Source organism: Halomonas hibernica, assembly GCF_013183775.1.
GTDB lineage: Bacteria > Pseudomonadota > Gammaproteobacteria > Pseudomonadales > Halomonadaceae > Vreelandella > Vreelandella citrativorans.
In genome coordinates this window covers 12,936-34,620 of sequence record NZ_VIFN01000009.1, presented here as the reverse complement: position 1 = coordinate 34,620, position 21,685 = coordinate 12,936, and the positions used below count along the sequence as shown (strand labels likewise).

The following is a 21,685-nucleotide window of genomic DNA, read 5'->3' as shown; positions in this document are numbered from 1 at the left end:
CGTTCTATCATCTCGGTAACAGTATGCTGCTTTATGAGCGTAGCCGGTCAGGATAGATTCGTCATGTGACAGCTCACCACTCCTGGCTTGTCTCCCTTAGGGCGGCTATTTCCTGCTTGGCATCGCTTATGTAATCAAGCAATTGCTCTCCCAAGCGTTTCTGACTCCCCATGGCGATCATGGCGGGATTAGTGACGGTGCGCCGTGCAGCCCCGTCGCTGCTGTGCAACTGCTCTAATTTGAACGCCAGCCAGTTTAGCCAACTACCCGGTTCACGCATCACATCACGCAGCCGCTGAAGCTCTGCCATGGGCGGACCATCAAGGGCTAATAACTCACGCCAGGCATGGTTTTCCAGACGAGCATGTTCGGTGACTTCTTTAAGCAGCGAACACAACGCTAATTCAAACAGAGCCAAGGCGCTCTCTTCGAGCGCCATTTGACGAGCGACCGCATGCTCATCCTCACCAACAGGCATACTTACCAGCAGCTCGGCCTGATAGAGCAGTTGATTAGTACGGGAGCGGTCGCTCATTTACGCTTGTCCTCTACGTGCCACTTGCCTGCATCAAACGTTGCTTTCCATCCCGTGGCTTTGCCTTCTTCATCGGTCATCACGTACTGCTCTTTGCTTTTACGCGAAAAACGAATTTGAGCTGGACGACCATCCGGGTCTTCGCTGGGCGCTTTGAGAATGAAGTGATACTTCTCAGGTAGCTCGTCAGCATGAGCTTTCAGCTCCTTCACCAACGGCGGACGCGTTTCACGATTTTTAGGGAACTTACTGGCTGCTAAAAACAGGCCGCTTGCCCCATCGCGCAATACGTAGTGGTCATCCACTTTCTGACAGGCAAGTTCCGGCATCGGAATCGGGTCCATCTTGGGCGGCGCCACTTCACCATTTTTCAATAGCTTGCGAGTGTTCTTACACTCGCTATTGGTACAGCCAAAGTACTTGCCAAAGCGGCCGGACTTGAGCTGCATTTGTGAACCGCACTTATCGCATTCGATAACCGGGCCATCGTAGCCTTTGATCTTGAACTTGCCCTGCTCTATCTCATAACCATCACAGTCAGGGCTATTACCGCAGATATGCAGCTTGCGGGTTTCATCAATCAGGTAGTTATCCATTGCCGTGCCGCACTTATGGCACCGATGTTTGGCACGCAAGGCGTTGGTTTCGGCCTCTTCACCGGCATCCGCCGCTACTGCTTCCTCACCCGGAATCAAATCGATCGTGGTTTTGCAGCGCTCTTTGGGCGGCAGGTTATAGCCACTGCAACCTAAAAAAACGCCGGTAGATGCAGTACGAATCTGCATCTTGCGGCCACACGAGGGGCAGTCAATATCGGTTGGCACGGGCTGGTTGGGACGCATCCCATCATCGCTTTCTGCCTTGGCAAGCTCTTCACGAAATTCACCATAGAAGGCATCGAGTAGCGCTCGCCAGTTGCGTTCGCCTTCAGCGACCTCATCCAGGCTATCTTCCATACGTGCGGTAAAAGAGAAGTCCATCAAGTCAGGAAACGACTCTTTCAGGCGCTCGGTAACGATATCCCCCAGTTTCTCGGCATAAAAACGCCGATTTTCCAACTGCACGTAGCCGCGATCCTGGATCGTCGAAATTATCGACGCGTAGGTAGAAGGACGACCAATCCCTTGTTTTTCAAGCTCTTTAACCAGGCTTGCCTCGGTATAACGCGCCGGGGGCTTGGTAAAGTGCTGCTGAGGGTCCAGCGTTTCCATCGCCATCGGCGTGCCTTTGGGCAAATCGGGCAGCGTCTGGTCTTCGTTTTTACCGCTCGGTTTCATGACCCGCGTATAGCCGTCAAACTTCAGAACACGCCCTTTAGCGCGTAGATCGTAGCCATCCACTTCCACGCTCAATGTGCTCGACAGATATTCGGCCGGCGTCATCTGGCAGGCGACGAACTGACGCCAGATCAACTCATACAAACGCTCAGCATCGCGTTCCATAGCCGCTAAATCGGTTGCCTTGCGCTCAACGCTGGATGGGCGAATCGCTTCGTGAGCTTCCTGAGCACTCTCTTTGCTGCTATAGCGATTGGGCGTCTCGGGCAGGTAGCGTTCACCGTACTCGCTGCCAATAAACTCACGCGCACTTTCAACCGCATCCTTCGAGAGGTTGGTAGAGTCGGTACGCATATAGGTGATATAGCCCGCTTCATACAACCGCTGGGCCATAGTCATGGTTTTCTTGACCGAGAAGCCCAGGCGCCCACTGGCCGCCTGCTGCAACGTAGAGGTAATAAACGGCGCCGTTGGTTTGGAGCTGGTCGGCTTATCTTCGCGCGAGGTAATCGCAAGCTTTGCATTACGCAACGCCGCAATACGCGACATCGTGTCTTGCTCAGACGTCGGCTTGAAGGCCTTACCATCCTGCTTGGCGAGTGCAAAGCGCACCAGTTCGCCGTCTGGTGAGACTAAATCCGCGTGCACATCCCAAAATTCCTCAGGGATAAACGCGCGAATATCCCGCTCGCGCTCAACAATAAGACGTACTGCGACAGATTGAACGCGGCCAGCGGAGAGGCCACGGGCCACTTTGGCCCACAGCAGCGGCGACAGCATAAAGCCCACCACGCGGTCCAAGAACCGCCGCGCCTGCTGAGCTTCTACACGAGGAATATTGAGCGCACCAGGGGCTTTAAACGCATCCTGGATCGCATTTTTAGTGATTTCGTTAAAGACCACACGCTTATAACGGCTGTCGTCTCCACCAATGGTTTCCCGCAAGTGCCACGCAATGGCTTCCCCTTCGCGGTCCAAATCCGTTGCCAGATAAACGGCATCTGCCTTTTCAGCAAGTTTCTTTAACTCAGCCACTACCTTTTCTTTGCCCGGTAGCACTTCATACTGGGCTTCCCAGCCGTTGTTGGGATCAATACCCATACGCCGAATTAACTGATCGTGGCTCTTGCGCTTTTTATACTCTGCCTTCTCTTCCGCCGACATTTTACGTGTTGCCGCGGCTTGGCGAGCGCGCTCCTTGGGGTCGGAAGCAGCCTTGCCCGAGCCGCTGGTCGGCAGGTCACGAATGTGACCCACGCTCGACTTGACGATGAAATCGTTGCCGAGATACTTATTAATCGTCTTCGCTTTCGCTGGCGACTCGACGATGACCAGTGACTTGCCCATAGTGCTCCACTTTTCTATTGCTTGGGCCGAGAGCCCGCGCTCTGAATACGGTACCGCATGGTTTTGAGTTTGCGGCGTTATTTCACTCGCCGAGACAAACATACGGATGAAAAAATGCGCCTACCCTACCCCAGGCCTTCACTTAGCGCCAGTGTCAACCGAACAGTAGTGAGAAAAGCTTACTTTTTTATACCGAAGTAGCTAGACACTAGACTGACGTTACGAGATCAGCAACCTACTATTTCTTTCATAAGCAGAACGCCCCTACGGTAAAGTAGAGGCGTTCTTTTTCAATCAGGATCGATTAACGTTTGCGGGGACCCTTGCCTTGACTCACTGGCGTGTCGGTCTTTTTGGCCTCACCCGGTGGGCTCTCAACCGTGGTTGCCTTATTGACGGCCGTTTTTTTGACCGCAGGCTTGGCCGGGCGCGCTTTATCAAACAACGCTTTTACCTGTACAAAACGTTCTGCCGCGTGTTCAGTAAGCTCACCGCTTGCTGCAAACACCTGCTCCAGGTTTTTAATATAGCCATCAATCGCACTGTTGCTTTCACCGGCCAGTAACTCAGGTAGCGTATTCAGCGCCCTTTCACGATCAAGTTTTAAAATAAAAAATTGCTCGCGCACCAACCGCTTGAATTCGCAAAGCTCGATGTCTGACTCAAGCTTCGTCCTTGTGGCACGTAACTGCTTGAAGTTGCGCTCATCGGTGGAGGGTGCTCCACCCAACACGTAGATTAATGAGCGCATAATCGCTTCATGCGCGCCCCCTTGGGCAATGCGCTCACCTAACTCTTCCCGGCGCCGCGCCAGGAAGCGACGATGCTCAGGCTCAGCGCCCGGCCTCCTGCGGTGTACATGCGCATCACCATAAAGTCCGACAGCCGCCTGTAGCAGTGGCTGGCCATAGACATCCATAAACAGACGCTCTGTACTGCTATCACGCAGATCCCGCCAGGCATTCAAGGCGGCTACGATCTGGTCAGAATGCATCGTCTCTAGCGCTTTAAAGAGATTATCCCGCCTTATTCACGAGGGCGCTGATTGAGCGGTCTGAAGGTACTGGCTGTTGGCATTGCTTATCAGGATCGGCTTCTTCAGCGCGAATGGCCGTTGAGTAATGCCAGAACGCAGCCCTTTTCCTACTTACTTATAGCTCTTTGGAATCAATGGCGACCGGCCAAGCAGCCGTGATCGCCGACCGCCGCTCCGATCGCTCGCTTTCTGATGCTGTGGTGGTCTCGCAGGAGCGTCAGCTCAGTGCGGTCAGCTTCGGCAACCCCTTCAGCAGCGTCAGCCACCACTTGTCGGCGGCGGCCCCCAGATGAACGGTGATTCGCCGAGCGTGCAGCCTCAGCGTGGCGGCGACCTTCAGCACCTGCTCGCGCATCCGGCTGAGGCTCCAGCCTTGCCGGGTCTGCCGCTCCAGCAGGCAGCGCAGGCCATGCAGGACCTGGTAGGCGTAGAGGCTGAGCAGCAGGCTCACCTCGTTGCGGGCCATCACGTCCTGAACGGTGGAGGCGCCGCGATCCGTCGACGAGAGGTGCAGGTCGAGCGCCGACTTCACCTCGCCCATGTGCGCCTCGGCGCTGCCGCGCTTGCGGTAGAGCGCCAGGACCTTCTCCGGCGGCCAGTCGAACTTGCCGAGGTTGGTGACCAGGAAGAAGGCATGCAGCAGCAGGTCATCGGGGCGTTCCTGCACCACCAGCACCACGCGACGCGGTGCCGACCAAGAGCCCGCTTGATACTCCAGATCGTGGCACCACTCGCGAGGCTGCTCGGGTGGCCGGCCGGGTGGCCGCTTCAGGTGCGGTGCCGCCAGCTTCTGCAGGCCGGAGTGACTGCGCAGTCGGCCCAGGTACTCGATGTTGCGCTCTTCCAGGGCCTCAAGCGTCGCGTTGTCGGTGAAACCGGCGTCGATGCGCACCCGAACCTGGGCGCCGGTGCTCTCGTTGAGTCGTCGTACCAGATGCGGGATCCAGGTGTCGGCGTTCTCTGCCGGGCCGGCGTTACCCTCTCGCAGTAGCCCGCCGACCATATCGCCGGTTTCGGCTAGCGAGGCGACCAGCGGTGAGTAGATCCGCGCACCGTAAAGGCCATGATACGCCGAGCCGCCCTGATGTCCGTGGACCTCGATTGGCAGGCCGTCGATGTCCAGGGTCAGCTGCCTGGGGCGCTCGCCGTTCTGCAGCGAGGTCAGGCGCCAGACCACCAGTCGCAGCAGGCCTTCGTGCACGGCATCGATGTTGTCGTCTCGGCCGAGGCAGGTCAGCAGCCGCGACAGCGTGGCTTGAGACGGCCTGTCCTGCGCCAATGGCGTCGTCCCGCGCGCATCGCTGCAGGCCAGCTGCCAGAGCGGGTCACGACGCAGCGTGTCGGTATCGCTGAGGTCGATCCAGCCCATCGCGCGCTGCAGCACCAGGGTGCGTAGCTGACTGGCCAGCGAGTGGCGGATACGCAGCGGGTGACGCGGATCGACCAGGTTGTCTTCGAGCGCCTCAATCACGCCGCTGTTGTCGAGGGCTTCACGCAGCAGCAGAGCGCCGCTGTCGCTGGTGGTGCGCTGGCCGCTCAGCTCGACACGGACAGAGCCGTTGCACGAGGGCGTCCAGGTGGATATGCTTTCACCCATAGCGGATGGTCCTCTGGAATCAGGTTCTTTCCGGAACGTTCTGATTTTTCAAGAGGATACCATCCGCTATCTTCGTTTTCAGGCCCGCCTCATGAATAAGGCGGGAGAATATTTGCAGGCGGACATCATGGAATCGCACGTGTATCCTTGTGGCTTTTCAGAACGCCTCTCAACTGACGCTAGGATGAATCTATGGATTGGCTACAGGTCGTGATTTTGGCAGTGGTTCAGGGAATAACCGAGTTCCTGCCGATTTCCAGTTCCGCACATCTTATTCTCGTGCCCGTATTTACGCCCTGGGAAGATCAGGGGTTGGCATTCGATGTGGCACTCCATCTGGGTAGCTTGAGTGCCGTCATCCTCTACTTTCGTCATGAAATCATACGCATGGTCGTCAGCAGCGTGGCCGCGCTACGGGGCAAAGGCGTCGATGAGGATGCCAGGCTAGGGTTCTGGGTCGCATTGGCCACTTTGCCGGTGTGTATTATCGGCTTTTTGGGTCGTGATCTGATTGCCGATCACATGCGCTCGACCCTGATCATCGGGCTGAGCCTGGTCGCTTTTGGTTTACTGCTGGGCTATGCCGACTGGAAAAAGCGCGGCACCCGCAGCGAGTACAGCATGAATCTGAAGGATGTGCTGATCATTGGTTTTGCGCAGGCACTGGCGCTAATTCCGGGTACATCCCGTTCCGGTATCACCATCACGGCAGCCCTGCTGGTAGGCATGAGCCGGGAGGGCGCTGCGCGCTTCTCGTTTCTACTGTCGATCCCCGTGATTGTGCTGGCCGGAGGTCTGGAGGCCGTTGGCTTGCTCAGTGATCCCCAAGCCATCGACTGGCCCGCCATGATCGTGGGTACGCTTCTCTCTGGTATTAGTGCCTATCTCTGTATTCACTATTTTCTGGTCGTCATCAAGAAGTTGGGCATGCAGCCATTCGTGATTTACCGCGTGGTATTCGGTCTCTGGCTGCTGTGGTTCTTCCACTTCTAATCTCGTGCAAACTTCAAGGAAAATGCGATGAACATCGGCTATCGTCCCTTTTTAGCTGGCCTTGGTTTACTCACCCTGCTGCCCCTGATGGCAGGCTGTTCGGAGAGTGATCGCCCTCTGGAACCCCCCACCCGGTTTGAAGGCGGGGTGTTTGGCTCTTTCTATCAGGTAACGGTGATGGACCCGCTGACCCAAGGGCAAGCACAGGCGCTGGAAGAGGGTTTTTTGGCCGAACTCGAAAGCGTGGACCGCTCCATGTCGACCTACCGAGATGATGCCGAGTTGGTGACCTTCAATCATGCGCCGCTGAATGAGTGGCAGCCGCTGTCCAATGAGCTGATCGAGGTATTGGCCGTCAGCCAAGCCATTGCGACAGATAGCGATGGTGCCTTCGACGTGACGGTGGGCGGCCTGGTGAATCTGTGGGGTTTCGGGCCAGAGGCGAGGCCAGAAGAAGTGCCCAGCGATGAAGCCCTTGCCGAACGCCTTTCGACCGTCGGGTATGACGCCCTGGAAGTGGATACCCAGCAGATGCAGGCGCGACGCACGCGGGATATCTTTGTCGATCTTTCTGGCGTGGCGAAAGGTCATGCCGTCGATCGAGTGGGTGCATATCTGGACCAGCAGGGGATCGAGCACTATCTGGTGAACCTGGGGGGAGACATGATCGCCCGTGGTTACCGGGAGCCCGACGATGAACTGGCTTGGCGTGTAGGTATCGAAGTGCCGGAAGACGGTGAGCAAAGGGCTCAGCATATCGTGCCGCTCAGCAACTTGTCGGTGGCGACCTCAGGCGACTACCGCAATTACTTCGAAGTCGACGGGCAGCGCTACTCGCATACCATCAATCCTCGTGACGGCAAACCGATTACCCATGACCTGGTATCGGTGTCGGTCTTCCACCCTTCCAATGCATGGGCGGATGCCTGGGCCACGGCACTGCTGGTGGTTGGTACGGAAGAGGGCATGGCGCTGGCCCTGGAACACGACTTGAACGTACTGCTGCTGGTGCGCGACGGCGACCGCTGGCGCAGCATCGCCAGCCCAGCATTCAAGGACTATTTTGGTGATACGCTGCTGGAAGAGCTGGGCATCGATGCCTGGACACCGGCAGCGGCCCAATAACGGTAGGTACTGAACATGCATGATCTCGACATCGTCATTCTGGCGGCCGGTAAAGGTACGCGGATGCGCTCTCCCTTGCCGAAAGTGCTGCATACCCTGGCAGGCAAACCCATGGTGCAGCACGTGCTGGAGACCGCTCAGGCGCTGAATCCGGCACGGACCCACGTGGTGATCGGTCACGGCGCTGACCAACTGCGTGACGCGCTGGCAGAGCATGACGTTCTGTTTGCGCTGCAGGAAGAGCAAAAGGGGACGGGCCATGCCGTGGCCCAGGCCCAGGCTCGTCTGGGCAACGGCATCGTGCTGGTGCTTTACGGCGATGTGCCGCTGATTCGCCGTGACACGTTGGCCAACCTGCTGACTCAGGTGGATGAGCAGCATATGGGCCTGTTGACGGTCACGCTGGACGACCCTGGCGGTTACGGGCGCATCGTGCGCGATAGTGACGGGCAGGCCGTGGCGATTGTCGAGCAAAAAGATGCCAACGACGAGCAACTGAGCATCACCGAGTGCAATACCGGCATCATGGCCATGACCAGCGCTCAACTGAAGCGCTGGTTGCCCCAGCTCTCGGCAGAGAATGCCCAGGGTGAGTACTATCTGACCGACGTCATCGCCATGGCTGCCAGCGAAGGTATCAAGGTGGCCACGGCGCAGCCCCACGATGCTACCGAGGTGGAAGGGGTCAACAACCGTGCGCAGATGGCCCGTCTGGAGCGTGCTTACCAGCAGCAGACGGCGGAAGCGTTGATGGCTCAGGGCGTTGCCCTGGCAGACCCGGCGAGAATCGATGTACGCGGCACGCTAACCTGTGGCCACGATGTGTTCATCGACGTGGGCTGCGTCTTCGAAGGGAACGTGGAGCTGGGCGAAGGCGTGCGCGTTGGCCCTTATTGCGTGATCAAGAACAGCACCCTCGGTGCTGAAAGCGTCATCGATAGCCACAGCGTCATCGACTCCACGGTGGCCGCTGCAGGCCACATCATGCATCTGCTGCTGCACGTCTTCGGGCAAGGCGGTATCCACCAGTTCTCTGGCGGACTCCCACAGCAGGTCGATGCCGACCTTACCTACCAGCAGCCCCACGATGATTGCGGCCACGGCGTCCAGCCACCCCATCCCATACTGGGCACCCACCAGCGCTACCAGCACCACGGCCGTTGAGAGGGCATCGCTGCGGGAGTGCCAGGCATTGGCTTCCAGCAGCTTGGACTTGACCCGTTTGGCGACCCGCATGGTGTAGCGGAATATCCACTCCTTGCTGATCAGGGCCAGCACCGTCACCGCGATGGCAAAAGCGCCGGGCGCGCCTACTTCGGTACCGCTCAACAGACGGTCGATGCTCGACCAGGCGATACCGCCGGCCACAAAGATCAGCACACTGCCCAGCAGTAGCGTGGTCAGCGTCTCGATACGGCCATGGCCATAATGGTGGTCGTTATCCGGTTCCTGACGGCCATAATGAATGGCGGCCAGAACAAAGCCATCGGTGACAAGGTCAGACAGGGAGTGAATGCCATCGGCAATCAAGGCTGCCGAGCCAACCAGAAACCCCACCACCACCTTGACGACACTCAGCAGCCCATCCAGCCAGGCACCAATGTACGTGACGCGCTTGGCTTCCTGGCTATGATGGATGTGTGATGAATCGTCTGGAGTGGCCGTCAGTTGCTCTATCTTCATGGCTTGCGTTACCCGATGGCGTACACGCTATATAAAGGCCTCATTGTAGCGTACTGAGGTGAGAGGCTCACCTGATTGACTGCATTGTCTATACAGGAAGCCCCAAAATAGCCGTTGCCAGTGCAAAGTAGATCAGTACGCCTGACGCATCGGCAATCGAGGTCACCAGCGGTGCCGAGGCGGTCGCCGGATCTAGCTTGAAGCGCTGCAGAATGAACGGCAGAATCATCCCGATTAGACTACCTACCGTGACGATCAGCACCATTGATAGCGCGACGACCAGTGCTATTTCGCTGCCCGCGCGGAAAATACCCACCACGGACACCGCCAGTGCCATGGTCAGCCCCAGCGCCAAGGCGACGCCGACTTCACGACCCAGCAGCTTGGCCCAATCGCGGGTACGTACATCGCCGGTGGCCATGCCGCGTACCATCAGGGTGGCCGCCTGAGAGCCTGCGTTGCCACCGCTATCCACCAGCAGGGGCAGGAAGAACACCAGCGCAATGTAGGCTTCGATGGTTTCTTCGAAATAGGCGATACCGGCACCCGAGAAGATATTGGCGAATACCAGCAATACCAGCCACACCACACGCTTGCGGTAGAGCTCGAACAGGCTGACCGAACGCAGGCTGCCCTCCAGCTTGCCCACCGACACCCCCTTGTGCATGTCTTCGGTGGCTTCTTCTGCGGCCACGTCCATGGCGTCGTCGTAGGTCACGATGCCCACCAGGCGGTCACCACCATTGATCACGGGAAGTGCCAGCAAGTCGTAATGGGCAATCAGCCGACTGACTTCTTCCTGCGGCGTTTCCACGGAGGCAAACACCACTTCCGAGACCATTAGTTCTTCCACGCGTTGGTGGGGGGCCGCAAGAATCAGCTGGCGTAGCGATACGGTGCCCTGCAAACGGCCTTCTTTATCGACGCAATACACCTGGTAGATGGTTTCGGCGTCAGGCGCGCTGGCGCGTAGCAGGCTCAAGGCTTCCGCCACGTCGATGGTGACCGGCACGGAAACATACTCGGAGGTCATGACGGCCCCTGCCGTGCCTTCGGCATAGCTGGCCAGCTTGGTTAAGTCATCGCGCTCTTTTTGCGATAGTTGGCGCAGGATGGCAGGCTGCCTGCCTGGCGCCACCAGGTGGAACAGGTCAGCGCGCTCGTCTGCATCCATCGTGGCAGCCAGTTTTGCGAGTTCTTCATCGGTCATTTTTTCACCGATGTCCCGCTGTTGCTCCGTTTCCAGGTAGCCGAACGTAGGGCCACGCTGCGCTTCGGGAAGCTGCATGAGCAACGCCAACACCGTATAGGCGGGCTCGTAACGGGCAAAATCGGCAATATCGGCAGGCTGCATTTCCGCGACGATATGAGAAATCGCGGTGTGATCGTTGCGCTGCATGGCGCTTCTTAGTGAAGCGGCTAGTACGGCATAGCTCATTGTTCGCCTCCGGCAATGGCGGAATCAAGGCGAGACAACCCGATGTGAAGGCAGCGTTCATAACGACGCACCAACACGCATATAATCCACGCACACAAGGTTTTCTGGCCAAAGTGGCCTGACATGAGTCAGGGACACACGGTCGACAAAGTACTTGTGTGCATAGTGAACGACTAATGTGGCGAGTTGACGACAACGACTCGCGCATGGCGCGAAAGAGCTATGAAGAGAGGCGGGGGTATAGAGGGCCAGGCCACAACGGCTTGGAGAGCAGAAAGCTTACCGGCGGGTCGTGTGCACTAGCGAGCCAAACTTCATGGCTGCTTCACGCATACATAATCGACTACTGGGATCTTCTATGGGCTGCTCTCGGAACCTCTTTTAAGGGAAAGATAAGGAGTTGTATCGCATTCATGGACCACAGGTAGGGCGCTTGAACACGGCGCCATCCTAGGAGGCGTTTTCATGATTGTCAATCACAGAATCCCGCCTTATTCACGAGGGCGCTGATTGAGCGGTCTGAAGGTACTGGCTGTTGGCATTGCTTATCAGGATCGGCTTCTTCAGCGCGAATGGCCGTTGAGTAATGCCAGAACGCAGCCCTTTTCCTACTTACTTATAGCTCTTTGGAATCAATGGCGACCGGCCAAGCAGCCGTGATCGCCGACCGCCGCTCCGATCGCTCGCTTTCTGATGCTGTGGTGGTCTCGCAGGAGCGTCAGCTCAGTGCGGTCAGCTTCGGCAACCCCTTCAGCAGCGTCAGCCACCACTTGTCGGCGGCGGCCCCCAGATGAACGGTGATTCGCCGAGCGTGCAGCCTCAGCGTGGCGGCGACCTTCAGCACCTGCTCGCGCATCCGGCTGAGGCTCCAGCCTTGCCGGGTCTGCCGCTCCAGCAGGCAGCGCAGGCCATGCAGGACCTGGTAGGCGTAGAGGCTGAGCAGCAGGCTCACCTCGTTGCGGGCCATCACGTCCTGAACGGTGGAGGCGCCGCGATCCGTCGACGAGAGGTGCAGGTCGAGCGCCGACTTCACCTCGCCCATGTGCGCCTCGGCGCTGCCGCGCTTGCGGTAGAGCGCCAGGACCTTCTCCGGCGGCCAGTCGAACTTGCCGAGGTTGGTGACCAGGAAGAAGGCATGCAGCAGCAGGTCATCGGGGCGTTCCTGCACCACCAGCACCACGCGACGCGGTGCCGACCAAGAGCCCGCTTGATACTCCAGATCGTGGCACCACTCGCGAGGCTGCTCGGGTGGCCGGCCGGGTGGCCGCTTCAGGTGCGGTGCCGCCAGCTTCTGCAGGCCGGAGTGACTGCGCAGTCGGCCCAGGTACTCGATGTTGCGCTCTTCCAGGGCCTCAAGCGTCGCGTTGTCGGTGAAACCGGCGTCGATGCGCACCCGAACCTGGGCGCCGGTGCTCTCGTTGAGTCGTCGTACCAGATGCGGGATCCAGGTGTCGGCGTTCTCTGCCGGGCCGGCGTTACCCTCTCGCAGTAGCCCGCCGACCATATCGCCGGTTTCGGCTAGCGAGGCGACCAGCGGTGAGTAGATCCGCGCACCGTAAAGGCCATGATACGCCGAGCCGCCCTGATGTCCGTGGACCTCGATTGGCAGGCCGTCGATGTCCAGGGTCAGCTGCCTGGGGCGCTCGCCGTTCTGCAGCGAGGTCAGGCGCCAGACCACCAGTCGCAGCAGGCCTTCGTGCACGGCATCGATGTTGTCGTCTCGGCCGAGGCAGGTCAGCAGCCGCGACAGCGTGGCTTGAGACGGCCTGTCCTGCGCCAATGGCGTCGTCCCGCGCGCATCGCTGCAGGCCAGCTGCCAGAGCGGGTCACGACGCAGCGTGTCGGTATCGCTGAGGTCGATCCAGCCCATCGCGCGCTGCAGCACCAGGGTGCGTAGCTGACTGGCCAGCGAGTGGCGGATACGCAGCGGGTGACGCGGATCGACCAGGTTGTCTTCGAGCGCCTCAATCACGCCGCTGTTGTCGAGGGCTTCACGCAGCAGCAGAGCGCCGCTGTCGCTGGTGGTGCGCTGGCCGCTCAGCTCGACACGGACAGAGCCGTTGCACGAGGGCGTCCAGGTGGATATGCTTTCACCCATAGCGGATGGTCCTCTGGAATCAGGTTCTTTCCGGAACGTTCTGATTTTTCAAGAGGATACCATCCGCTATCTTCGTTTTCAGGCCCGCCTCATGAATAAGGCGGGATTATCTGGACCAATTTCCTGACGGTTCTTGCGTATTGCTTCCGCCATTACCGGCAGGGCGACAGATAAAGGATTGCGGTCCGACAGCAGCTTGTAGCCCAAGCGGATAGGATGCATACGCCGAATAAAGCGCGCTGCTTCTGGCGTCATTATGGCCCGCAACCAGGGCTGCACATACAAACGATACAAGCCCAAATTTATCTCGGAAATTCGGGCAACCGTCGCGAAACGCCGGTCATCGTCCGCATCATGGTGTACTTCACAATCCAGCTCTTCAAAGTTACGCGGCGTAAATTCCAATAAGTAGTCACGCTCATACAACGCGGCATCGCTACCCTCTGGCGCCTCGGTAACCGAGGTTTCATACAGCCCCGGTGGCAGCACATCGATGTAGTCCATATTGGCAGTAAATTCAGAGTGCTCTTTGCGGGATACGCTGCCGGATACGAAGATCCCCAAATGGCCGGTCGTATCATGCATGCAGTAGACGATGGTTTGGTCGTTGGCGATGATATCATCGGTATCTTCGTATAAATCACGAATCCAGCCCAGCGCCTGAGGGGGCGGGGTAATGTCGTCACCGCGCGAACAGAACACCACCACCGGTGAACGTAGATTACGCAGATCAATCCGCCGCCCGTCACGGGTTACCAGTTGGGCCGTCGACAACCGGTTACCGACAAATAAATTATCGACGATGTACTGGATTTCTTCGCCACCCAGAACCACGTGCCCGCCCCACCAGCGCTCAAAATCAAGATAACGCTCAGTTTCTGTGTCGATGTTAGCGTACAGGTGGTACTGCTTTTTCCAGTACGTATTGGCAGGATTCAAGCGCTCAAAGTTTTGCACCAGCCAAGCGCCATCGAATAAGCCGTTACCCATATCACTGGTGAATGCCGTGATCCAGCTCCCCCCCGTCATGCCGCCGGTATAACGCATGGGCGCATTGCCATGCTCCCCCGCCCAGTAAGAGAGTGGCGCCCCCGCGATCAAGATAGGCCCAAAAACGTCCGGCTCAAGTGCGGCTGCCATCATCAACTGCCAGCCCGCTTGGCAATTGCCTACCACCATGGGCTTTTCACTTATATCAGGATGCAGCTCAATCACATGGCGTAGAAAAGCAACTTCTGCCTCGACAACGTCCTCAACCGTTTGCCCCGGCTCAGGGAAGGGCAAGAAGCCAATAAAGTAACAAGGATGCCCTGCTTTTAATGCCACGCCTAACTCACTGTCAGGCTTAAAGCCACCAATACCAGGGCCGTGCCCTGCACGCGGGTCAACCACCACGAACGGGCGCTTGCGGGGGTCAGCGACGGTATCTTCAGGGGGCAATACACGCAGCAATTCATAGTTGGTAGGCTGGGCAAGCGTGCGACCATCAAGCAGCACTTCGGTTTTGAACCCAAGCACACTCGGCTTGGTTTGTTCCATGTGCTCCAGGTACTGGTTGCCACGCTCGCGCATTACATCCCAATAGAGCACGCTACGCTCAACGCTATCTCGCCAGTAATCGGCCGCGGCACGCCCAAACCCAAAGGGGTCCATGAAAGAGGACAGCGTCTCACTGCCCGGTAGCAACGTGGAGGAATCGTTTGACTGTCCCCAACAGGTACGTGTTAATGAGTTAGCGGTAAGCAAAGGGTTGGCGAGAAAATTCATAGGGTCTCCCTAGGGTGAATGCGCTGGCGATCAACCTAAAAACCATGATGCTGCGATGCAATATAGCTTAAGCCACTTCTCAACAGACGTCGATGGGTAACACCACTGATTTACCGCAAGCGCTGCAAACTAGCGACACGGCAGGCATAAACAGTGGTAGCATTTTTAGGTAGCGTTAGTAATTCGTAACGCTCGCCGTATTATTCGCCGCCGGAGGGCAATTCTCTTGAGGTTGTTATGTCATCCCCTAAGCTGCTCAATCGCCTAACGTTTCGTCAATTACAAGTCTTCCAGGCGGTATATCGCCAACGCTCTTACTCACGCGCAGCAGAACAGCTAGGGCTTACCCAACCCGCCGTCAGCGCTCAGATACGCCAACTGGAGCAGGCACTTGGCCAGCCGCTGTTTAAATATGCGGGAAAAACGCTGCATGTGCTGCCTGCCGCCGATACGCTGGCGCTATCAACAAGAGAAATCTTTAGCCAGCTCTCCCGGTTGCAGATGAACCTGTCAGACATCAATGGAAAAATTTCCGGGGAGCTCAACCTGGCCGCCGTGTCGTCAGCGCAGTATATCGTGCCGTATATACTGGCCCGCTTTCGCGCAAGCTACCCTGATATTCATGTGCGCTTAAAGGTGTGTAACCGTAGCCAGGCGCTTGAGCGCTTGGCCGAACAGCAAGATGACTTGGTGATTATGGCCATGGTGCCCGAGGATGATCGCTTAGTCGTGACGCCCATCATCGATAATGAACTAATAGCAGTGGTATGGCCTGACCACCCTTTACTCGCCATGCTGACGCCTACTCTGGCTGATTTTTCCCGCCATTATGTGTTAATGCGCGAGCCAGGCTCCGGCGTGCGCAATGCCTTTGAACAGCTTGCTGCTTATCAAAAAGTCGCGCTTCCGCATCGTATTGAACTCGGTACTAACGAAGCCATCAAGCAAGGGGTTATGGCGCATTTAGGCGTGGCCGTGCTGCCACGGCTTGCCGTACAGCTAGAGCTTGAGCAGGGTCTTTTGTTTGAACTTCCGCTACCGGATTTTCCCATTCGCCGAGCATGGTGCACGGTTTATCGCCTTGAACGCTTTCCCACACCTGTGGCTGAGCTTTTCATGCGGTTTATTCGCGAGCATGTCACTGAGTATCAAGACTACTTTGCAGCATCTCCTAGCCCCTTACCAAGCCACGGTGTTGCCTGTTTGCCCATGCCTGTAAGCTAAGTTGACGGTGTCTTGTTAATCACCAGATATGTTACATTACACCTACTACCTATGTATTAATTAGTAATCTGTTAATTGGCAACGTATTAATCGGCATGATTGGGGGGCAAGCGCTTACGCTTCAATGATAAGCCTTGCCTGCCGCACAGTAGAGAGGCTCTATTCCTATGAGCAACAACCCCACACAGCGTGTACCCAGCGGCCAGAAATTCCGTAATGAACACGGCACAACGGCGATCAAGGATGGCATGAAGGTGCGCAGCGCGCAGGCTGAAGCCCCATCTCTTGAACGCAAGCCCAAATGGCTGCGCGCTCAAATTCCCGGTGGCGAGCGCTTTGAAGCCGTTAAGCGCAATGTCTCTGAGCATCGTCTAAGTACCGTCTGTGCTGAATCACACTGCCCTAACATGGGCGAGTGTTGGAGCAATGGAACTGCCACCATCATGCTGATGGGGTCTGTGTGTACCCGCGCATGCCGTTTCTGCGCCGTTGATACGGGAAACCCCAAAGGCTGGCTGGACCACGAAGAGCCCGAAAACACCGCCAAGTCCGTCGAATTAATGGGGCTTCGCTATATCGTCCTAACATCGGTTGATCGCGATGATCTGGACGATGGCGGTGCAAGCCATTACGCAAGCTGTATCCGTGCTATTAAAGCGCGTACACCAGACGTGGTCGTTGAAGCGCTGACGCCTGATTTCGATGGTGAACACGCAGCTATTGAGAGCGTTGTGGATTCGGGCCTTGAAGTGTTTGCGCAGAATGTCGAAACCGTTGAACGCCTGACCAGCCGGGTTCGCGACCCCCGTGCAGGCTATCGCAAAACACTCGACGTTTTGGCCTACGCGAAACAGCATCGCCCCGATGTCATTACCAAAACCAGTATTATGCTGGGCCTTGGCGAAACCGATGAGGAGATCCTGCAAACATTTGATGATCTTCGTGAAATTGGTGTCGATATTGTGACACTCGGCCAGTACCTGCGCCCCACGAAAAACCATCTCCCGGTTGAGCGCTGGGTAAGCCCTGAAGAGTTTGATCGCTACCGTGTGTTAGGGCTTGAAAAAGGCTTTATGGAAGTGCCTTCCGGCCCGCTGGTTCGTTCAAGCTATCGCGCTGACCGAGTGTTCGAAAAGAACAACCTCGGGCTGGCCTCACCGGCAGCGATCCCCGGCCAGGAGTCTGACCCTAATATTATTCCCGTCCTAAATGTAGGCTGAAACAGAATTAAGCACGGGCTTGATCAGAGTAAGTTTAAAACAAGAAGCCGCCGCGAATATTAACTATCGCGGCGGCTTCTTTTTATGTACTGCCATCGCCTGCTCTACGGAAACCACTGCGATTAGCCGATAGTCACCAGCTCTCTGTTTAGCTTTAGTGCCAGTGCAGATGCCAGCTGCTGGCCTACGTGATGCTCATTAGGCAAAGCAACAAGATCAGACAAGCGAGTGACCGCCATACCTGCGTAGCCACAGGGATTGATGCGCTGAAAAGCAGAAAGGTCTCCATCCACATTCAACGCGACGCCGTGGTAACTGGCTCCCCGCCGAATTCGCAAACCCAACGACGCTATTTTGGCCTCGCCCATCGGGCTTTTGACATAAACACCCGGTGCATCTGGGCGCGCATGTGCACTGACGCCATAGTCGGCTAACACCGTAATGACTGCATTTTCCAGTGCAGACACCAAGTCACGCACGCCTATTTTACTGCGCCGAACATCCAATAACGGATACAGCACTATCTGCCCTGGGCCATGATACGTTACTTGCCCACCACGGTCGGTTTGCACCACCGGTATGTCGCCTGGCATCAATAGATGTTCAGGTTTGCCTGCCTGCCCTTGGGTGAAGACAGCGTCATGCTCTACCAGCCAGAACTGATCCGGCGTCTCACTGTCACGAGAATCCGTCAAGGCGCGCATTTCTTCCCAAACGGGCAGATACGGCCTGCGACCCAAGCAGTGCAGCTCAACAGGTGCAGAACGACTCACTCACACCACCATATGAACACGGCCAGTGGCTTTTAGCTCTTCAAACAGCTGGCTAATTTGCTGCTCGCTGGTCGCATTAATCGTTATGCGAACGGATTGAAAACGACCGTTTCGACTATCCACCACTTGCAGCGTCGATTCATCAAAATCCGGTGCGTGACGCACCACGATTTGACAAACACAAGCCGTAAAATCCTCAGCAGCATCACCCACTATTTTTAAAGAGTAGTCACAAGGAAAAGTGATCCTGGGGGTTTCTTCTGCCACCGGCTCGCGCAGGTCTCGGAATCCCTTTTTCGTATCCTTAGTCATAACGCGCCTTTTATTGAAGGTAAAAAAGGCCCAGGACGCACCTGAGCCGAATCACTTAATCAGTGAAGTTCGCAATTAAACCGCTGAAGAAGCGCTGAACCTGATCAAAAAGGCGTTTAAACAGCCCGCCCTCTTCCACATTTTCAAGCGCTACCAACTGGCGCTCGCCAACCATCTCTTCACCCAAGTAGACCTCTAGCGTGCCCACATCATCACCTACCGCAATAGGTGCTTGTAAATCAGAGTGTAGATTAAGACGAGCACGCAGCTCTTCATTACGGTTACGCGGAAGGGTCATAAACACTTCTTCATCCACCCCCACACGCAATTCGTTAATGTCACCACCCCAAACACGCGGCGTTGCAAGCACAGCACCACGCTCGTAGAGGTTCATGGTTTCGTAGAAACGAAAACCATAGCTTAAAAGCTTCTGAGTTTCCTGTGCGCGCGCTTCATCCGAATTGGTGCCCATCACAACCGAAATAAGCCGCATGCCATCGCGCTCAGCTGACGACACCAGGCAGTAGCCCGCAGCATCTGTCCAACCCGTTTTCAAACCATCTACTGACGGGTCACGCCACAACAGGCGGTTACGGTTGGGCTGATCAATTCCACCATAGGAAAAGTGGCGCTGCGAGTAGATCGCATAGTGCTCAGGGTAATCATTAATAATATAACGTGAAAGTCGCGCCATATCGTGAGCCGTCGAGTAGTGGTTCTCGTCGGGAAGGCCGGTTGCATTCTCAAAATGGGTATTTTCCATTCCCAAACGTGCCGCATGCTGGTTCATTAGATCAGCAAAAGGGGCTTCCCCACCTGCCAAGTGCTCAGCCATGGCCACGCTGGCATCATTACCGGATACAATAACAATACCGTGCAGTAGATCATCCACGCGGACCTGATTGCCCACTTCGATAAACATTTTCGAACCGCCGGTACGCCAAGCATTTTCACTGACGTTAACCAAATCGTCCTCTTGAATGGTACCGCGGTCTAACTCGCGCTCTACCAGATAGGCCGTCATGAGCTTGGTCAAGCTTGCTGGCGCCAAGCGTTCGTCTGAGTTGTGCTCAACCAGAATTCGTCCGCTATTGGCATCCATTAAAATCCAGGAACTAGCAGCAAGCTGCGGAGCGGCTGGAATAATCGTTTGCGGCTGAGGTATGACTTGAGCCGCAGCCGGCAACGCAACAGCCGTCATGGCCGCAAACAAACATAATTGGGCAGAGCGGCGAATCGACACGAATACATTCATCACTAACATCTCACTTGCAAGAAAGTGGCGCTAAGCACCAAAGAATATAAAAAATGAATTATCTCACGATAAAAACTTGAGGAAACCCCGCTTGACGAAGTGCTTCCCGAGCCTGGGTCTCTTGAGCCGGTGTTACTGGCCCCACCTGCACACGATGCACATTAGCCTCATTCATTACACGAACGCTGTGAGGCAATTCGTCTGTCAATCGCTGGCTAAGCTTACGAGCGCTATCAGCGCTTCCCAGCGCAGCAATCTGAAGGTAATAGCCGCCTGACACCTCACCCTCAGCGGGGTTATTAGAGGCCACAGACGGGGCTGCTTGAGGTACAGATGCGGCTGGCGCGGGCTCGGCAACGGGCGCATCCGCGTTCGGCGCAGTACTCGCGGGCGCTCCGCCGCGCTCAGCTAGCCAACGGTCAGGCTCAATGGCCTCGACTTTTACTCGTCCTGTTCCATTATCCAATATACCCAACCGGGCGGCGGCTGCGTAAGAAAGATCTATTTCTCTATCGCTATGAAAGGGACCACGGTCGTTAACACGGACAATCACCGACTGCCCGCTGTCCAGGCTGGTAACGCGTGCAAAGGTGGGCAACGGTAGCGAGCGATGCGCCGCCGACATTTTATACATGTCGTAAATCTCGCCATTTGAGGTCGCATAGCCATGAAATTTTTCGCCGTACCACGAGGCCAAACCTTGCTTGGCATAGCCAGAAGCATCCGGCATTACATGGTACTTTTCACCCCATACTTCATAGGTTGGGCGGTTGCCTCCCGCAGAACGCGGTTCATTACGTGGTACAGCATCCGGCACGGTGGATACATCCGGCGGCGCAACAGGATACGCATCCCCATGCATGGCATAGCGCCCACCGCCACTGGCAGTAGTACTTGCGGCGGGTGCAGCGTCAGGTTGAGTTTGAGTTGGCGTAGCAACGCGCTGAGCTTCACGATTCGCGCAGCCGCTTATCAATATTATCAAGGCGATCATACTGCCTACTTGCCAGGTCCTTGATTGCAACATGTTCATCCTTGTTCCTCAGCCTGCTGTTGAATGGCCTCAGCTAACTCTGTCACTGCCATGGCGTATAAATGACTGTGGTTATAGCGTGTAATAACATAAAAATTGTTTTCACCCAGCCGATAGCGTAGCTGTCCATCATCCGTCTCAAACACCAAGGGCATTACAAGCAAAGTATCGTTAAGCGCTTCTTGCGGCTCAATCCCTTGCTTGGCTGTCTCAGCCACACTCATGGTCGGCGAAGACGTTTGGTTAAACGTCAGCGCTTGGGGCAACACTTCCGGTCCCGTTGCTTCATGATAAATGGCACCATCATACCGCCAGCCATGCTCAGCAAAATAATTCGCGACGCTACCGATGGCATCCACTGGGTTTTCCCATAAATCACGAATGCCGTCATCGTCAAAATCAACGGCATAGGCCTGGTAACTAGTGGGAATAAATTGAGGATATCCCATTGCGCCTGCATACGAGCCATAAAGTTCAGCCGGGTCGACCTTCTGCTCATGGGCGATCTGCAAAAAGGCAGCTAGCTCACCACGGAAAAAATCCCCTCGACTGGGGTGATAAAACGCCAGCGTAGCCAGTGAATCCAGCACGCGATGGCGCCCTTTATGGCGGCCATAGTACGTCTCTACGCCAATAATGGCGGTAATAACATTACCCGGCACGCCATAAACATCTTCCGCACGCGCCAGGGTCTCAGCGTGCGCTTGCATAAAGGCAGCGCCCTCTTCGATACGCTGCTCCGTTAGAAATATATCGCGATACTCGTGCCACTTTAAGCGGCGCTCTGCCGCGCCTTCCATGGCATCCAGCACCGCTTGAGAATATACGGCTTGAGAGAAAGCCTCACGTAACCACGCTTCCGGTATGCCTTGGGCGATTAACTCATCTACCAATATCTGGGTGCGTTCATTATGTTGCAGGTCCACCCCTTCCGCCGAGTGCTCCTCAGCGAATACGGCAGGCATCGAACAC

General features: G+C 56.4%; 16 protein-coding genes and 2 pseudogenes. 5 read left to right on the top strand and 13 right to left on the bottom strand.

Annotation, left to right across the window (positions count from 1 at the left end; genetic code table 11):
- Positions 1 to 73: 73 nt before the first annotated feature.
- From FKN99_RS13515 to FKN99_RS13500, 4 genes are all read right to left on the bottom strand, one after another.
- Positions 74 to 535: a DUF6586 family protein gene (locus FKN99_RS13515; protein WP_172118378.1), complete on the bottom strand. Its 462-nt coding sequence runs from the start codon at positions 533 to 535 to the stop codon at positions 74 to 76.
- Positions 532 to 3,159 (bottom strand): type I DNA topoisomerase, encoded by a 2,628-nt coding sequence (gene topA, locus FKN99_RS13510; RefSeq protein ID WP_172118377.1) that lies wholly within the window; start codon positions 3,157 to 3,159, stop codon positions 532 to 534. The genes FKN99_RS13515 and topA overlap by 4 nt, the downstream gene beginning before the upstream one ends.
- 304 nt (positions 3,160 to 3,463) lie before the next feature.
- The gene (locus tag FKN99_RS13505; protein WP_406565431.1) at positions 3,464 to 4,153 is read right to left on the bottom strand and encodes a DUF3141 domain-containing protein; all 690 of its coding nucleotides are present in this window, start codon (positions 4,151 to 4,153) and stop codon (positions 3,464 to 3,466) included.
- Positions 4,154 to 4,412: 259 nt separating this feature from the next.
- The gene (locus tag FKN99_RS13500; RefSeq protein ID WP_172118375.1) at positions 4,413 to 5,792 is read right to left on the bottom strand and encodes an IS1380 family transposase; all 1,380 of its coding nucleotides are present in this window, start codon (positions 5,790 to 5,792) and stop codon (positions 4,413 to 4,415) included.
- Between the two features lie 192 nt (positions 5,793 to 5,984).
- Between FKN99_RS13500 and FKN99_RS13495 the strand changes: the two genes are divergently transcribed.
- The 3 genes and pseudogenes from FKN99_RS13495 to glmU form a co-directional block, all read left to right on the top strand.
- Entirely contained in the window at positions 5,985 to 6,785 is an 801-nt protein-coding gene (locus FKN99_RS13495) for an undecaprenyl-diphosphate phosphatase (protein WP_081138487.1), read from the top strand.
- A gap of 27 nt (positions 6,786 to 6,812) precedes the next feature.
- The gene (locus tag FKN99_RS13490; protein WP_172118376.1) at positions 6,813 to 7,910 is read left to right on the top strand and encodes an FAD:protein FMN transferase; all 1,098 of its coding nucleotides are present in this window, start codon (positions 6,813 to 6,815) and stop codon (positions 7,908 to 7,910) included.
- A gap of 15 nt (positions 7,911 to 7,925) precedes the next feature.
- Positions 7,926 to 8,882 (top strand): annotated as a pseudogene (gene glmU / locus FKN99_RS13485) (bifunctional UDP-N-acetylglucosamine diphosphorylase/glucosamine-1-phosphate N-acetyltransferase GlmU); the annotation flags it as partial.
- Positions 8,883 to 8,951: 69 nt separating this feature from the next.
- On the opposite strand, the pseudogene FKN99_RS13480 reads toward glmU, so the two are convergent.
- From FKN99_RS13480 to FKN99_RS13465, 4 genes and pseudogenes are all read right to left on the bottom strand, one after another.
- Positions 8,952 to 9,593: pseudogene (locus tag FKN99_RS13480) on the bottom strand (cation diffusion facilitator family transporter); the annotation flags it as partial.
- Between the two features lie 88 nt (positions 9,594 to 9,681).
- Positions 9,682 to 11,031, bottom strand: a complete 1,350-nt coding sequence (gene mgtE, locus FKN99_RS13475) for a magnesium transporter (protein ID WP_081138486.1) — start codon at positions 11,029 to 11,031, stop codon at positions 9,682 to 9,684.
- A gap of 718 nt (positions 11,032 to 11,749) precedes the next feature.
- The gene (locus FKN99_RS13470; protein ID WP_172118375.1) at positions 11,750 to 13,129 is read right to left on the bottom strand and encodes an IS1380 family transposase; all 1,380 of its coding nucleotides are present in this window, start codon (positions 13,127 to 13,129) and stop codon (positions 11,750 to 11,752) included.
- Positions 13,130 to 13,207: 78 nt separating this feature from the next.
- Entirely contained in the window at positions 13,208 to 14,896 is a 1,689-nt protein-coding gene (locus tag FKN99_RS13465; RefSeq protein ID WP_264757787.1) for a DUF3141 domain-containing protein, read from the bottom strand.
- 237 nt (positions 14,897 to 15,133) lie between these two features.
- Here FKN99_RS13465 and FKN99_RS13460 point away from each other — a divergent pair, with 237 nt between their 5' ends.
- A complete protein-coding gene (locus tag FKN99_RS13460) occupies positions 15,134 to 16,120 on the top strand; it encodes a LysR family transcriptional regulator (protein ID WP_172118374.1) in 987 nt (328 codons plus the stop codon).
- Between the two features lie 167 nt (positions 16,121 to 16,287).
- Positions 16,288 to 17,340 carry a lipoyl synthase gene (lipA, locus tag FKN99_RS13455; protein ID WP_172118373.1) on the top strand — a complete coding sequence of 351 codons (1,053 nt, stop codon included), beginning with the start codon at positions 16,288 to 16,290 and terminating at the stop codon, positions 17,338 to 17,340.
- Positions 17,341 to 17,462: 122 nt separating this feature from the next.
- Here lipA and lipB read toward each other — a convergent pair whose 3' ends face one another.
- The 5 genes from lipB to mltB are packed head-to-tail and all read right to left on the bottom strand — an operon-like array spanning position 17,463 to position 21,678.
- A complete protein-coding gene (gene lipB / locus FKN99_RS13450; RefSeq protein ID WP_172118372.1) occupies positions 17,463 to 18,113 on the bottom strand; it encodes a lipoyl(octanoyl) transferase LipB in 651 nt (216 codons plus the stop codon).
- Entirely contained in the window at positions 18,114 to 18,425 is a 312-nt protein-coding gene (locus tag FKN99_RS13445) for an HP0495 family protein (protein ID WP_172118371.1), read from the bottom strand.
- 55 nt (positions 18,426 to 18,480) lie between these two features.
- A complete protein-coding gene (locus FKN99_RS13440; protein WP_172118473.1) occupies positions 18,481 to 19,680 on the bottom strand; it encodes a D-alanyl-D-alanine carboxypeptidase family protein in 1,200 nt (399 codons plus the stop codon).
- Between the two features lie 58 nt (positions 19,681 to 19,738).
- On the bottom strand, positions 19,739 to 20,713 hold the full coding sequence (locus FKN99_RS13435; protein WP_172118370.1) for a septal ring lytic transglycosylase RlpA family protein: 975 nt from the start codon (positions 20,711 to 20,713) through the stop codon (positions 19,739 to 19,741).
- Complete coding sequence (gene mltB / locus FKN99_RS13430; protein ID WP_172118369.1) at positions 20,710 to 21,678, bottom strand: lytic murein transglycosylase B; 969 nt, start codon at positions 21,676 to 21,678, stop codon at positions 20,710 to 20,712. The genes FKN99_RS13435 and mltB overlap by 4 nt, the downstream gene beginning before the upstream one ends.
- Between the last annotated feature and the right edge of the window lie 7 nt (positions 21,679 to 21,685).